Annotated in this window: 10 protein-coding genes; 4 read left to right on the top strand and 6 right to left on the bottom strand. The window is 43.0% G+C overall.

Annotated elements, in window-relative coordinates; genetic code table 11:
• The first annotated feature begins 222 nt into the window (after nucleotides 1–222).
• Nucleotides 223–654, top strand: a complete 432-nt coding sequence (gene mscL / locus L0G63_RS03900; protein ID WP_301449451.1) for a large conductance mechanosensitive channel protein MscL — start codon at nucleotides 223–225, stop codon at nucleotides 652–654.
• A 111-nt stretch (nucleotides 655–765) separates the two neighbouring features.
• On the opposite strand, the gene L0G63_RS03895 is transcribed toward mscL, so the two are convergent.
• The 6 genes from L0G63_RS03895 to cysM all read right to left on the bottom strand — a co-directional run bounded on the left by L0G63_RS03895 (nucleotide 766) and on the right by cysM (nucleotide 8,812).
• Nucleotides 766–1,206 (bottom strand): hypothetical protein, encoded by a 441-nt coding sequence (locus L0G63_RS03895; protein ID WP_301449450.1) that lies wholly within the window; start codon nucleotides 1,204–1,206, stop codon nucleotides 766–768.
• A gap of 281 nt (nucleotides 1,207–1,487) precedes the next feature.
• Nucleotides 1,488–2,417: a bifunctional DNA-formamidopyrimidine glycosylase/DNA-(apurinic or apyrimidinic site) lyase gene (mutM, locus tag L0G63_RS03890; RefSeq protein ID WP_301449449.1), complete on the bottom strand. Its 930-nt coding sequence runs from the start codon at nucleotides 2,415–2,417 to the stop codon at nucleotides 1,488–1,490.
• A 52-nt stretch (nucleotides 2,418–2,469) separates the two neighbouring features.
• Nucleotides 2,470–5,007 (bottom strand): bifunctional (p)ppGpp synthetase/guanosine-3',5'-bis(diphosphate) 3'-pyrophosphohydrolase, encoded by a 2,538-nt coding sequence (locus L0G63_RS03885; protein WP_301449448.1) that lies wholly within the window; start codon nucleotides 5,005–5,007, stop codon nucleotides 2,470–2,472.
• A gap of 380 nt (nucleotides 5,008–5,387) precedes the next feature.
• Nucleotides 5,388–6,941, bottom strand: a complete 1,554-nt coding sequence (gene rlmD, locus L0G63_RS03880) for a 23S rRNA (uracil(1939)-C(5))-methyltransferase RlmD (protein ID WP_301449447.1) — start codon at nucleotides 6,939–6,941, stop codon at nucleotides 5,388–5,390.
• A 62-nt stretch (nucleotides 6,942–7,003) separates the two neighbouring features.
• The gene (locus L0G63_RS03875; RefSeq protein WP_301449446.1) at nucleotides 7,004–7,828 is read right to left on the bottom strand and encodes a 3'-5' exonuclease; all 825 of its coding nucleotides are present in this window, start codon (nucleotides 7,826–7,828) and stop codon (nucleotides 7,004–7,006) included.
• Nucleotides 7,829–7,855: 27 nt separating this feature from the next.
• The gene (cysM, locus tag L0G63_RS03870) at nucleotides 7,856–8,812 is read right to left on the bottom strand and encodes a cysteine synthase CysM (RefSeq protein ID WP_301449482.1); all 957 of its coding nucleotides are present in this window, start codon (nucleotides 8,810–8,812) and stop codon (nucleotides 7,856–7,858) included.
• 570 nt (nucleotides 8,813–9,382) lie between these two features.
• Between cysM and L0G63_RS03865 the strand changes: the two genes are divergently transcribed.
• The 3 genes from L0G63_RS03865 to L0G63_RS03855 all read left to right on the top strand — a co-directional run bounded on the left by L0G63_RS03865 (nucleotide 9,383) and on the right by L0G63_RS03855 (nucleotide 14,777).
• Nucleotides 9,383–12,880: an ATP-binding protein gene (locus L0G63_RS03865; protein WP_301449445.1), complete on the top strand. Its 3,498-nt coding sequence runs from the start codon at nucleotides 9,383–9,385 to the stop codon at nucleotides 12,878–12,880.
• 209 nt (nucleotides 12,881–13,089) lie between these two features.
• Entirely contained in the window at nucleotides 13,090–13,902 is an 813-nt protein-coding gene (locus L0G63_RS03860) for a crotonase/enoyl-CoA hydratase family protein (protein WP_301449444.1), read from the top strand.
• A gap of 71 nt (nucleotides 13,903–13,973) precedes the next feature.
• A complete protein-coding gene (locus L0G63_RS03855; RefSeq protein WP_301449443.1) occupies nucleotides 13,974–14,777 on the top strand; it encodes a hypothetical protein in 804 nt (267 codons plus the stop codon).
• The last annotated feature ends 185 nt before the right edge of the window (nucleotides 14,778–14,962 follow it).

The following is a 14,962-nucleotide window of genomic DNA, read 5'->3' as shown; positions in this document are numbered from 1 at the left end:
AAAATTTAATGTCTTTTAGACATCGGAGTAGTTAAAGAATTAGCAGTATAGGGTGAGCTATAGTGGTTCACTTTATACTGCTTTTTTTTGTTGTAATTTTGAAGAAATAAATACTAAATGAACATTAGTTTTGTTGTGTTCAATGATTAACGTTAGAGTGAAGTATGATACTGATTATATAAAATATCTATAAGCCTATAGATAATTCTTGAGGAGAATACAATGAGTATGGTTTCAGAATTTAAAGAATTTGCTCTAAAAGGCAATGTGATGGACTTAGCAGTTGGTGTTATCATTGGTGGGGCTTTTGCTACCATCACTAAATCATTGGTAGATGATATCATTATGCCAATTGTCGCTTTCATTGTAGGGGGCGAGATTAACTTTAAAAATATGCTTTTGGTATTGGGTGATGTGCCTAATGGGGTTGCTATGACCTACGATGCACTCAAAGAAGCTGGCGTTCCTGTATTAGCATATGGTAGCTTCATCACTGTACTCATTAATTTTCTAATTTTAGCTTTTATTATTTTTATGATGGTGAGACTAGTAAATAAAATGCGTCGTACGGAAGCTGTAGTAGAGCCATCAGAAGAAGTACAGTTACTGCGTGAAATCAGTGCTAAATTAAGTAATACTCATATTGTAAAATAATAACGTACGGTTTAGTGGTAACAAAAAAGGCTAACTTGATGTTAGCCTTTTTTATTGTCTGTTCATTGGATGAGCGTTTTAGAGGTATTTAAATAAGTGATAAATAATAAATTATGGAGTAACTACCACGTAATCGTTAGTATTAATTAAAATCTCTGATGGTTGGTCTACGATGATACGCACGGTGTTGTTATCAATAGCTTGTGATTTGTAGTAATTGTCTTCTGCAACTGTACAGCCTAAACACCTGCCCATTGCATTCCAAGGCTCAACAAACAATTTTTGCTGTGCTTGATCGGCATTACCACCGATAAGCGAGAAGGGAAGGCTGACGATATAAGCAGCAGTACCAGTCACCGCATTAACAAGCTGCAATGGCTTACCGACAACGGTATCTACAACCATCGTCTCATACGAAGGGCCAAAGTCAGTTTCATCTATTTCAATGGCTGCAAAAGTAGGTTCCATACTAGCAGCCATTAACGCTAAGGAAGTAAAGACAGGCAACAACTTCTGCTTAACTGCGCGTTTGTTTTTGGCTTTAACCGTCATAACGATATCCTAAAATTCACAATGAGTATGATTAATGGCTGCTGCTGTCTCCACATAGGAATATCGCGGCAACGACAGGTAAGTATTACAGAAGTACAAATAGTCGCACTATTTTTATAAGTGCTAGCACTATTAAAGCAAGATGTACGCCAATAAGCAACAATAATGCGCAGGATATTACGATGTGAATAAAAAAGATACGATACTCAAAAATCTATAGCAGCAGGATATCAAAGCTGCTTTAACTTAAAGGGAAAAACGTCCATAGCTGGCGAACAGTCTTACACGAGTGGCTGACAGTTCGAGCAATAAACGCTGGCTCTACCATCGAGCTTAACATTTTCTAGAATGGTATCGCATTTTAGGCAATGCTCTCCTTGCCGACCATAAACATTTAAAGTCTGCTGAAAATAACCCGTTTGACCACTCGCGACTGTAAAATCTCGCAACGTTGAGCCACCAAGTTCAATGGCTTTTTTTAGAATGTCTTTAATATGATCGACTAAGACAATAAGTTGGTCAAATGAAAGTTGGTTCGCTGGGGTAGCAGGATGGATACCTGATAAATATAAGCTTTCTGTCGCATAGATATTACCGACACCTACCACGACTTTTTGCTCCATAATGACGGACTTGATTGCGCGAGCGATAGACTGTGGCTTTTTAGTCGGTTGGCTTTTGGTAGAGAGTTTCTCAATACCCTTGTTGTCTAGCGATGTGCGCTGAATGACATTGTATAGATACTGGGCAGTGAAATTTTTTGAAAGTGGCTCAGGACCTAGATGATCCAACAGTTTGTCGCCATAATCCTCAAACCACAGTACTGAACCAAAACGTCTAGGATCATAATAGTGCAGTTGAGACTCTCTATTGTTAGAGTCTTTAAAGGTGATGATTAAATGGTCGTGTTTGCGCTTATCAGTGCCATAACTGTGCTGCTGTAGACTGCCTGACATTCCCAAATGTATCAAAAGCTGAAGTGGTACAAACGTATTATCACCAGTTGCGTGAGAGGCGGTGGGCAAAAAGTTCAGAATAAGATATTTTGCTCGGCGATCAACACGATCTAACGTGTAGCCAATCAGACGGCTCAAATCATCTGGCATCACCCATCGTAACTTTGGTTGAAAGATGCTTATGTCCACTACCTGTTGCCCCAATAGCGGTGTAAGACTGGTTTTGGTGGTTTCTACTTCTGGCAATTCAGGCATGGTTTTTTATGGTCACTCGATTATTGAATAAATGATTGTAGCTTAATGGCTGTTAGGCCACTGCGCGGCGAGCATGCAAGATGCCATGCTGTTGCTCTAGTTTCGCGAGTAACTTAGAGAGATGTGCTAGCCCTGAAACCTCGATATGAAATTTCAAAAAGGCAATATTGTCATCATTGCTAAGTGTCTCAACTTTACGAATATTGACGTTTTCCTTGTCAATAATCTGTGTCAAATCACGTAACAATCCTCGTCTATCATAGGCTTCTACATGGATATCGACAGGCTGGTAGCGCCCAGTTTGCACTTGCCAAGCAGCCTCTATTTTGCGCTCTGGGTCACGCTCTATTAGGCGCAGATACTCAGGACAGCCACGATTATGAACGCTGACACCTCGCGATAAGGTAATGTATCCGGCAATTGGCTCACCATGTACAGGATGGCAGCAGCCTGCTAAATTGATTTCGATATTATCCAGACCATCGATACGAATCTTATAGGCATCAAGCTTACTGACGTCTCTTGTATCTACATGAGGCGCAAGGTTCTCTGGCGGTATTTCAGGTTCTAGATGCAGTTGACGCGAGATATGGCTGGTGAGCTGATTGAGACCAATATCACCTGTGACAAGGCCAACGATAATATCATCGGTCGTATTGACATGAAAATGCTGGATGTAGTCATTTAAGTCAATACTGTTAGGATGCACAGATAGGCGCTCAAGCTCTTTGCTAAGCATTTGCCGACCTATCTCAATGTTTTTATCACGGTCTTGTTTGTTGAACCACTGACGCAGTTTGGAGCGTGCACGGTTGGTATGAATATAACCGAGTGAGGCAACGAGCCAGTCACGATTGGGCTCACGCGATGCCTTGGTAATAATCTCAACTTGCTCACCTGTTTTTAGCTGATAAGTCAATGGCACATAGCGTTGATTGACTCGAGCTGCTTGTGCACGGTTACCAACTTGGGTATGCACATAATAGGCAAAATCAAGGACAGTTGCCCCTTTTGGTAATTCGGTGATATCCCCATCCCGACTAAAGATATAAATGCGCTCAAGCTCATCAAAATCAACGAGCTGCTCTTCTTCATCAAGCTCTATGTCATCCAGCTCTTCACCTGTCATGATGGAGGAGCGCGGCTGGTGACGAGTTTCATTATTTATCGATAATAACTGCCGTAGTGAGCTGATTCTTTGATTTAAATAATTGTCTTTTTTATTCTTGAGACCTTCTTTGTAATTGACATGAGCACACATGCCAAGCTCCGCCTCAAAATGCATCTCCTGAGTACGAATTTGTACTTCAAGTGATTTGTTTTCGGCAATGACGGCGGTATGCAATGAGCGGTAGCCGTTTGACTTTGGATTGGTAATATAATCATCAAACTGCTCAGGAATATAGCGCCATAAACCATGCACCAAGCCTAAGACGTGGTAACAGTCAGAGGGGCTGTTGACCAATACTCGCAATGCTCGGATGTCATAAAGCTGATCGAACGATAAGCCTTTAAGCTTCATCTTGCGATAAATGGAGTAGATATGCTTAACGCGTCCAGATACCTCACCTTCAATACCTGCATTGGCTAATGATTCATTGAGCTTGTCTTGCACTCTCTGAATATACGATTCACGTTCGCTGCGTTTTTCTGATAATAATTTGGCAATCTCTTTATATCTGTCAGGAGCAAGATAGCGAAAGGCCAAATCCTCAAGCTCCCACTTGAGCTGTGCAATACCTAAGCGGTGGGCCAATGGCGCATAAATAGTCATGACTTCACGCGCCACACGCGTTTGACGCTCAGGCCTAGAAAACGTCAATTCACGCATGGCAAAGGTACGTTCTGCCAGTTTAATCAGCACCACACGCACATCATTGGTGACAGAAATAAGCATGCTATAGATGTTTGAGAGCTGATCGCGCTGATTATTGACGAAATGATCTTCTAAGCGCTTATTGCTTTCAATAATCGCTGAGAGCTTACCCATCGCTAGGGTGTCTTTGATCAGAGTCAAAACATTTGTGCCAAAGTTTTTCTCAATTTCATCCAGACTGATAATGGATTTGCGGGCACTGCGGTATAGCATGGCAGCGACAAGCGCATCTTCATCTTGATAAAGATAGGTCAATATGTCTGTCATGCCAATACCAGTGACATAAGCACCTGAGCGCTCAGATTCACTTGTATTCATATGACGACGGATAAATTCGCAGGCAGCACTGAGGTTATGCACAGACTCTTGTCCAATGCGCTGTGCAACATTGTCAAGCCACGTAGGTACATCGATATTGGCTTGATCTAAATCAATCGAGTCAAGCTCTTCATCTGAGAGCGTATAGGTATTGTCTAAATAGTCGCTTTCATAAGTGGGGTCAGGGCCCTCATAAGTATGTGCCACTGACCGATCAAACGTAGTATGTAGCTTGTGAGTTGACAGCTGGTATTTGATATCGAGAGGAATCTGGGCGTAGCTATTGGCAGACTGGTGAGAGCGTTGGCTCGCTACCAATTGCGCCGCCAGTGTGGCACTGTCGGCCTGCGTGGTTTGTCCATCCACCAACGGTAACCCTTCACGAATTTTTACCATAGCCGACTCCTCTTAGCTATTTTGAATTGATTATGACCTCATCTACTATGCACATACTCTGAATGGACGATTCATAAAGTGTCAGCTATAAACCAATACAACTGCTAAAAATCTGATTTTTAGCAGCCATAAAATGCGCGTAAAATATATAAAGCTACGAGTACAAGTGCTGCTTATACGGCGATATACAGTATAAGAAGATTGCTTACTATTATCTCACTTTGAAAGGACAAATCAAGCGAGGCTCTGTAATGACTGTGGTTAATTATGTGAAATAGCCGTGAGCTATAGGCAAAATATTATCCAAGCTTGGATTCAATGTTATGGTCATAATACGGCTACTTAAGAGGCTATTACGAATCATAAGATACATATAAAAATCAGCTGTCTACTTTTTCAAAACGAGCGATAGACTCGACGTGTCCAGTATGGCAGAACATATCCATGACACCCGCATGCGTCAAGCGATACCCTTGCTCTAGTAATGCTTTGGTATCGCGGGCGAGGGTTGCTGGATTACAAGAAACGTAGACGATACGCTCAGCGTTGAATTTTGGCAAATACTGCATAATCTCCCAAGCACCAGAGCGCGGGGGGTCGATGAGTAAGGCGTCAAAACCCTGATTGGCCCAAGGTTTGTCAGTGCAATCTTTTGTCAAATCTTGACTATAAAATTCAGTATTGCTTATACCGTTACGACGAGCATTGTCAGCCGCACGCTTGGTCATGGCCTCACTACCTTCGACACCCACCACAGAACCTGTTTCACCAACGAGACGTGCTAGCGGCAGGCTAAAATTACCCAAACCACTAAACAGATCCAGTACTCGCTCACCTGCTTTTAAATCTAATAAGTCGCAAGCCAGCTTAGTCATTTGGCGATTGACAGATAAATTGACTTGGGTAAAGTCAGTAGGAATAAATTCAAAGGTCAAATCATATTCTGGCAGTTGATAATACAAGCGACCAAACTGCTCGCTTAGATCATCTGCCTCTGTCAAAGCGATACGTTCAATACTATCAGCGCCTTTTGACTGTAGATATAGCTGCCAATTGCGCGCTGCAAAGAATGCTTTTAATTTGTCTATGTCAGTCTCTGACAGCGGCTCTAAGTGACGCACGATTAGTGCAACAGGTTGATTGCCGTCAGGCAATTCTGGCAATTGCTCACCCATCGCAAGCTCAAGCTGAGCAATCTTGTCACGGCTCTCTAGCGTGCTGATGAGCGTCTTTAAGTTCTCAATCTCAAAACCGATGCGTGGGTCTAAGATATGGCACTCATTGAGCTCTGCCAAAAAGTTACTTGAGCGCTCACGAAAGCCGACCAGCGCGGTTTCTTTTTTGACGACATAGCGCACGCCTAGACGAGCTTTGGTGCGATAGCCAAGACGATCACCTACGACAGGTGCTAGCCAGTTATCAGGTTCTGCATTGGCTTGATGCATGAGCATCTCAGCAAGTACGGACTGCTTAAAATTTATCTGCCCATCTGGCTGCCAGTGTTGTAAGTTGCAGCCACCGCAAACACCAAAATGTGGGCAAGGCGGCACAGCACGTTCAGGATTTGGATTGGCAGTGATGCTGATTGCATCGCCTTCTTCAAAACTGGCACGGCTATTGGTGATTTTTACCAGTGCGCTTTCACCCGGTAGAGCAAAGCTTACAAATATTTTTTTGCCATGCTTATCTTCAGCGTGGCCATCATCTACACCAAAACCATTGCCATAGATGGCTACGCCGCGACCATCATGTGACAAACCATCAATGTTAAATGGAATCGGCGCTGCATCTTTTAGACGACGGCGCGTTTTTGATGATGGCTTAGATTTTTTCTTGCTGGGTGGAATGGCAATCTTTTGGCTATCATTCGTTTGAGTAACACCGTTCTGCGGAGCAGAATTGGCTATTGAGGTTTTGGAGTCGGTGGGTTGCATAAACCTGCCTTAATAATAAATAACTATAAGAGGAGAATAACAAACTGCTAATAATACGGTTTCTATAATTTGGGTGCCGATGACCAGTCAGCGATGAACTCTTGATGTCGTGGACTACCATCGGCTTGGGTATATTGTGCTAGATAGTCGTAGCTCTGCTGTTGCCACGCATCAAAATCTGGTGACGATAACTGTCCTGTCAGACGTAGCCAACGAAGATAGATGAGCCAAGTGTTCATCACATCAGACTCACAATAGATGGAGAGTGTCTGCCAATCACCACTACTGACGAGCGCGCCCACCATGCTACCATCGACATTAGTTTTGCCTGGTAATCCGTACAAGCTTGCGACCACATTCATGGCCTCGCGGCGACTGGCACCGTACTGACTAAATCTGTCCATCAAATCAAGATGACGTGTATGGAAGCGATTGACGTAGTTATCAAAGCGCATATTTTTGATACGGTCGCCTTCTTCAAACAGCCATGGCGCTGACAAATCATACTGCATAGCGCGATATATCAGCACAGGTATGTCAAAGCCTGAACCATTCCAGCTGATGAGTTGTGGCAAGGTCTCAAGATCACTGAATGCCCGAAAAAACTTGGCAAGAATGTCTTTTTCGCTAAACTTATCCGCGGTCAATGAAAACAACGATAACTTGCCATCTTTGATATATAAAGCGGAAATACAGACAATGCGCTGCAATGGCAAGCGCATAAAATCATGTCCTGCCTCCTGCATGCGGATGGCTGTCAGTGCGCTTAAGGTGTCTTCATCATTCAGTGCAGCCAACTGCGGATAAATACGCCGTGCGCCATCGATATCGGCGACCGTCTCGATATCGAAAACTAGTATAGGGTCGGACGGTAGAGCTTGTGACATAAAGAATCCTGCATTTTTATAAGCTTACTATGCTGCGTTATCTGCATCATTATCGATATGACTGTCATCAACATTGTATAAACCTGTCGATAAATAACGGTCTCCACGATCACAGACGATAAAGGCAATGACGGCATCGGGATTATTTTTGGCGACTTGCGTTGCTGCCCATGCTGCTGCACCTGAGGACACTCCAGCAAAAATACCTTCAGTTTTTGCCAGTTTGCGCATGTAGATTTCAGCGATACGCTGATCGACATCCATGATCTCATCGACCAAGTCTGCGTCAAAAATACCCGGCATATACGCGGCAGGCCAACGGCGAATGCCAGCAATAGAAGCGTCTTCATCAGGCTGCAAGCCGATAATGGTGATGTCAGGATTTTGCTCTTTTAGATAACGTGAGACACCAGTGATCGTGCCCGTGGTACCCATTGAGCTAATAAAGTGGGTGATCTTACCGTCAGTTTGTGCCCACAGCTCAGGCCCTGTGGTGAGATAATGCGCTTGACTGTTGTCAGGATTGTTAAACTGATCCAGTACGATGCCCTTACCATCTGCTTGCATCTGTAATGCCAAATCACGCGCCGCTTCCATGCCTTCATCCACTTCGATCAGTGTGGCACCGTAGGCCATCATGGCATCTTTACGTTCTTGAGTAGAGTTGGTTGGCATCAGTAATGTCATTGGATAACCGCGCATCGCTGCAACCATGGCTAGTGCAATGCCTGTATTACCGCTAGTGGCTTCAATCAATGTATCGCCGGGTTTGATATCACCGCGCTGCTCTGCTTGATAAATCATGTTAAAAGCAGGGCGATCCTTTACAGAGCCTGCGGGATTATTGCCTTCTAATTTGGCTAATAATGTGGCGCCATTTTCGATATGCTCTTCAACAGGTAAGCGTTGCAGCTTTACCAGTGGTGTCTGACCGACACAATCGGCAAGCGTGGTTACTTGAGTGATAAAGTTAGCGTTTGACATGGCCGTTGCGGACATAAGAAATCCTTATTTATTTTCTAAAATATTTTTTGGGCGATAGGCTGTGATCGAATCACTATTTTTTATTGTTTGATCATCATTTGAGACAAGCGTTTTGTGTATTGGCTTATAGTGACAGATAAACCAAAACTTAACGGCAGTAGCGTACGCTCTCATTCATCATGAGGGTAAACCATCTATTGTGGCAAATAAAAAGTTGCGTCATTATATCATTTTGTTGTTAGCTGCGCTTATTGCATAAAAGAATAATACTTGATGAAAGCGCCTTTTACTGGCAATTTTTTTAGGGACAAAAGCAGGTTTTATGGTGCCGCAACCATGCCGTTTAGTAACGTATGTATATTTGCTAGGTTTGCTTAAAGCCATATTGGTCAAAGTTTGTGTTTCATTCACCTTGAATGGGTAAACGCGATTTATAGAATCCTGTTAAGATAATCTTGGTGGATAAACAGGCGCCGTCAAACACAAACTGGTCATTTGACGCAACTTTGTATGATACATGATAGTTAAATAAAATTTATAGATAGAATCTTTGTAGAGAGTAGGGCAAGCATGGAATATAAAAAACGTTTTAATACCAGTAGCGCTTATGGTCAGCTGATCCTATTGGTGTTTTTGCCTATCTGCGTGTTGGCGGCGGTAGGCGGTATTTTGGTATTTCACGAAACCATGCGAGCGAGCGATTCAGAGCAAGAGGCACTGGCTGAGGCGGTATTGATTCGTTATACACCAGTCATTGCAGAGCTGATTCCTGATTTGTTGGAGCAAGAACGTCAGCAAGCAAAAAGCAACACAGATGAGGCATCACAGAGTGCGATGACAACGCTTGAAAGCATACAGGATAAGCTTGGGCGTATGCAGTCTGAGCAGCATGTGCAGCGTATCGCTATCATTAATGAAGGCAATCAGGTATTGGCAACCGTCGGGTATGGCCTAAATGAGCAATGGCCATTAATCAGTGACTCGGCAAGTTTTTTGGCACAAAAACCGACGCCAGTGGGGACAGCTTATGGCAGCGTGCTAGGCGAATTTGAAGGGGAGACGTTGTGGCTACTGGTTGATATGGATAACGAACCTCTTTATATTGCCCGTTATCGGATTGCGATGGCGCTGGTAATTACCGGTTTGTTTACCATTCTGATTTTATTGCTCAGCTTAAATATTTACTCAAAACGTTGGATTGCGCCGATCTATGAGCTGCGTTTGCAATTACAACGTACCCATGTTGATAACTTATATCAGCCTGTACCAGTAGAGTCAGATGGTGAGCTTAATTTATTACAGCAAGATTTGGTCAAGACATTCCGTCGCCTCCGTAGAAGTTTTCAGGAGCTTAAGGATCATGCCGAGCAAACCGAAGACGATCTGCGTTTGGCATTTGATGAGATGGAAATGCAAAACATCTCTATTCGAAATGCGCGTGATGCTGCCATCTCGACCAGCCAAGCCAAATCCGCATTTTTGGCCAACATCAGCCACGAGCTGCGCACACCATTGAACAGTATTGATGGCTTTATTAACTTGTTGGCGCGTCACGGTGAGCTCAATCCTGAACAGGATTTATACGTACAGACTATTCGCAAATCCTCAGCTCACCTACTTGCTTTGGTCAATGATGTTTTGGATTTCTCTAAGATTGAGGCGGGCAAGTTGGTGCTTGATCGTCATGAGTTTGATTTGTATGACACCATTTATGATGTGGTCGATATGCTCTCTCCTGTCTCTGCCGAGAAGGGTCTGCGCATGGCTGTCTTGTTCTATAACGATGTGCCCATGCGTATCAATGGCGATGCGCTGCGCCTTAAGCAGGTATTGACCAATATCGTTGGTAATGCCATCAAATTCACAGACAGTGGTGATGTGGTCGTACGGGTCAGCTTGGATGATCACCGTGATAACTATCTAATGATTAGCGTGCAAGACAGTGGTAAAGGCATCTCGCTTGCTGATCAAAAAATGCTGTTCCAAAGCTTTAGCCAAGGCGATCCGTCAATCACGCGCCAGTATGGTGGTACGGGGCTGGGTTTGGTTATCTCCAAGCAATTAACGCGTCTGATGGGCGGCGATATCGGCTTTCATGACAATGCTCAAGAGAATATTGCCAATCAAGGCGCGACGTTTTGGTTCCGCATGCCAGCCCATGTCGATGTGCTAGAGGCACCAACTGGTCAGACCATTGAGCTACCGATATTGGCTCCGCTTGCGAGCGAGACTGATGAATTTAACGTCTTGGTTTGGATCAGTCATACGGCCTCAATACAAGTGCTAAAAGCCAGCTTGCAGTACTTACCGATTAAGCTCACCCAAGCCAATTCATTGCCAGGGGTGCTTGAGTCACTCAAAGAGCATGGCAATTTTTGGGATTGGGTCATTGTTGATGATGACACGCAAGACGATATGATGGCGTTACTCAAGCAAATCCGTCTCCATTATCAAGGCAAACTTGCTGTGTTTGGCTATCAAGTGGCAGCTGACCAAGCACTGCTAAACCGCTATCAAGCCAATATCTTGTATGAGCCCTTAGACAAAAGACAGCTGTACGCGATGCTCGATACACAAAATCGCAGTATGCCTAAGAGCTTACAAGAGCCGCGCTGGAAAGGGATTACCGTGCTGGCAGTTGATGATCATCTGCCAAATCTATTGGTACTTGATGCGCTATTGAGTGAGCTTGGCATACAAGTCATTACAGCGAGTAGCGGCTTTGATGCCATAGAGATTATCAGCAAACAGCAAACCAAAAATGTCAAATCTGCTAAAAATGATAAGCAAAGTCTATCGAGTAAAACGCAAATCTCTAAAGCGGAAACACGCGATGAGGTCAATAAAAAATCCAGCACCTCCCTGTATGCTGAAGAGAGCGCAAATGACGATAAAACAGCTACTCAAGTTAAAAATCATATCGATTTGATCTTTATGGATATACAAATGCCGCGTATGTCAGGTCATGAAGCAGCGAAGCAAATTCGGAGCATTGAAGCGGCTGATAGCCGTATTCCTATTATTGCTCTCACCGCACATGGCCTAGCGGATGAGCGCGACAAGCTGATCGCCAGCGGTATCAATGACTATGTCGGTAAGCCCATCAGTCAACCTCAATTGTTACAAGTGCTACAGAAATGGTTAGGACGCCAAAACACCACGCCGCAACTAACGGCATTACCTGATACTGATTTGCAAGCTCCTAACTTACAGGATTCTAATTTGCAAGATTCTAATTTGCAAAGCATCGATTCACAAAATACTGACTCTGAAAATCTAAATCTCACAGAACAATCGACGCCGCTTTCAGATCAAAAGACCGCCATTTATCCGATGGTCAAAGACAACGAAAGCGTTCGTAATAGGACTGAAATCACAGAACCGCCAAAAGTAACTCGACCATTATCACTGAAAAAAATCCGTGATGACTACTTGCGTGACAGTCAGCCCCGTGACGATTATAGACGAGAGACTACCCGTGAGAACCAGCCACGCTACGAGAGCCTACGTTTACACAAGCAGGGGCAAGACTCATTACTGCATCCACCAAAAGAACCGACAGATAATTCTGATAAAGACATAACAGCGAATATGGATAAAAGGCTATATGAGCAAACGGATCACAACTTTCATCAAAAAAACCTCAGTACAACGGATACGTCTGATATTTTAGACTGGCAAGATGCGCTTACTCGCTCAGCAAACAAACCTGATTTGGCCGCCAAGCTCATCATTATGATGATTGACACTATCAATGAGGAAAAGCAAGCACTGACTCAAGCATGGGAAGCTCGTGATCGTAACTTATTGGCACAAATTGCCCATCGCATATTGGGCGGCAGTCGTTATACAGGAGTGCCGCAGCTACGTCAGGCCAGCCAAGACTTGGAGGATAAGTGCTTATTGAATGTACAGCATACAACACCGGTACAATTTGCGATGATTGAGCCATATTATGAGGCACTACTTACCGCACTGAATAATTTACAAAACGTGGATTTATCGGCTTACCCTCAGCTCAACTATCATCGTTTGAGCGAAAATGACATGACGTGGAAAATGATTTAGAGCAGGTAATCGGACCGTTATTATGCGATGTAATAAGTGAATTGCATACGCTACCGATCACTAGCGGCCAGATAATGTGCGAATATTAAAAGGCAGACGCTTGATACAGTATCGTAGCAGTCAGTTATTGCTACGGTAGAGTAGGGTTAAGCCTGCTAATATTGTGACCATCATTACTATAGTTATTTTATTCATTAATAAGGATTATTATGAACGTGGTTGCAAGCTACCAGTACGAGACACTACAAGTAAGTATCGTAGACAATATACTCACAGTCACCTTAAATCGTCCAAATAAAAAAAATGCCATGAGCTTTCAAGTCATAGATGAGCTGATCGCCGTAGCAGGTCGCATTAGTAAAGACAAAACGATACGCGCGGTTATTTTAAATGGTGCAGAAGGCACATTCTGTGCAGGTATTGATTTAGGGGATTTAAACCATCCAAAAAACCAAGTCTTTGCTATTTGGGAGCTGATTAAGCCTTGGCAAAGCTCATTCCAACGTGTCTGCTTGGTGTGGCGTGATCTACCAGTACCTGTCATCGCGGTACTAGAAGGCTACTGTATTGGCGCTGGGCTACAGCTGGCATTGGCCTGTGATGTGCGTATTAGTCATCCGGATTGCCAGCTGTCTATTATGGAAGCCAAATGGGGTTTGGTACCGGACATGGGATTGACGCAATCCGCATTTGGGGTGGTACGAGAAGACGTTCTCAAAGAGCTTGCCATGACTGCGCGCATCATTAATGCCAATGACGGCAAAGAATTAGGATTAATCAGTCATTGTAGTGAGACGCCGCTTGAGCAAGCACGACAGCTGGCGGCTGAGTTTGCTGAGCGTTCTCCTGACGCTGTGCTAGCGAGCAAACGCGTAATCAATGCGATGTATGAGCAGCCTGCAACTACTTTATATAAAGAAAAAATCTGGCAAATTAAGATGATGCTTGGACGCAATCGTAAACTTGCTCTTAGAAAAGCAAAGCAAGCCAGCACCGTATTTAGTAAACGCCAGTTTCGCTAACATTCTTTTGGTTCTAGAAGTATGCTCCAGTCAGAAATTAATAAGACTTAACTATATGAACTAGGATGATTATGACGATGCTAAGGTTCATAGGCATTTTTATTTTAAATACTATAGGAATCTTAGTAATCGGATGTACCGAGCCAGAAGATCCAAATGAGCCAGTTACCGCTTATATACCCTCAGAAATATCAGACAGAGTGTATGTCACTACTTTTCCTAGATGTAACTATAATGATGCTGACGATTTGGATGAGTTCTCAACGAAAAGCTTGGTATTAAACTTTCAAGCTGAGACTTTATCAGGAAACTTATCCGGTGAGTTTCATTGTCCCTCTGAGGACTTAGGGAAGGTGTTTAGAGTAGAAGTAGATCCCTTGTATGAACTTAATGGCAAAATTGTCACTGGTAAGGAATATTTTTACTATACTTTTCCTCCAGAGTCGCTACTAGAAAAAATGTCAAACATTGAGCGATTTTATGCTGATTCTAGTCAAGAAATGCTAGTAATAGATGGTATGCCCAATCAGACTAGTCCATTACAACTGATATTTGCTAAGTATCCTAATGAAAAACTTGGTCCTTTCCACAATTATTATAGATTATCAACATTATTAGACAATGATTTCTTACTACAGTACAAAGTTAGAATAATGAATGATAACTACAACCAAAGGTTTAATCTGAGCGGCTACGATACACAATTTGCGCAAGCGTTTAAAGATGTCATAGCGGCTGATGGTAATATATTAAAGCATCCGGAGATTATCCAAGGGTTTGTTGATAATAATGAGCGCGTTATTAATTTTTTTAAAGATCATAGACAGATAATGACTCAAACAGAATTTGACGAAATTAATAATTTAAAAAAGTAAATTTAAGCTAGAGGTCAAAGGGTTTATTTAGAACGATCCTGCTCTCAAAACCTTTAATTTTAGTCACTTTTATAGCCACATTTGGATCAAAAATATACTAGACATATTTTAATAAATTACGTTGATTGTTTTTAGGGTGTGTATAGAATTCAAATCAGGGGCAACCAGATAAAGACACAAGCGAG

The sequence above is a fragment of the Psychrobacter sp. genome (genome assembly GCF_030454045.1).
Classification (GTDB): domain Bacteria; phylum Pseudomonadota; class Gammaproteobacteria; order Pseudomonadales; family Moraxellaceae; genus Psychrobacter.
This window is presented reverse-complemented; position numbering and strand designations above follow the sequence as displayed.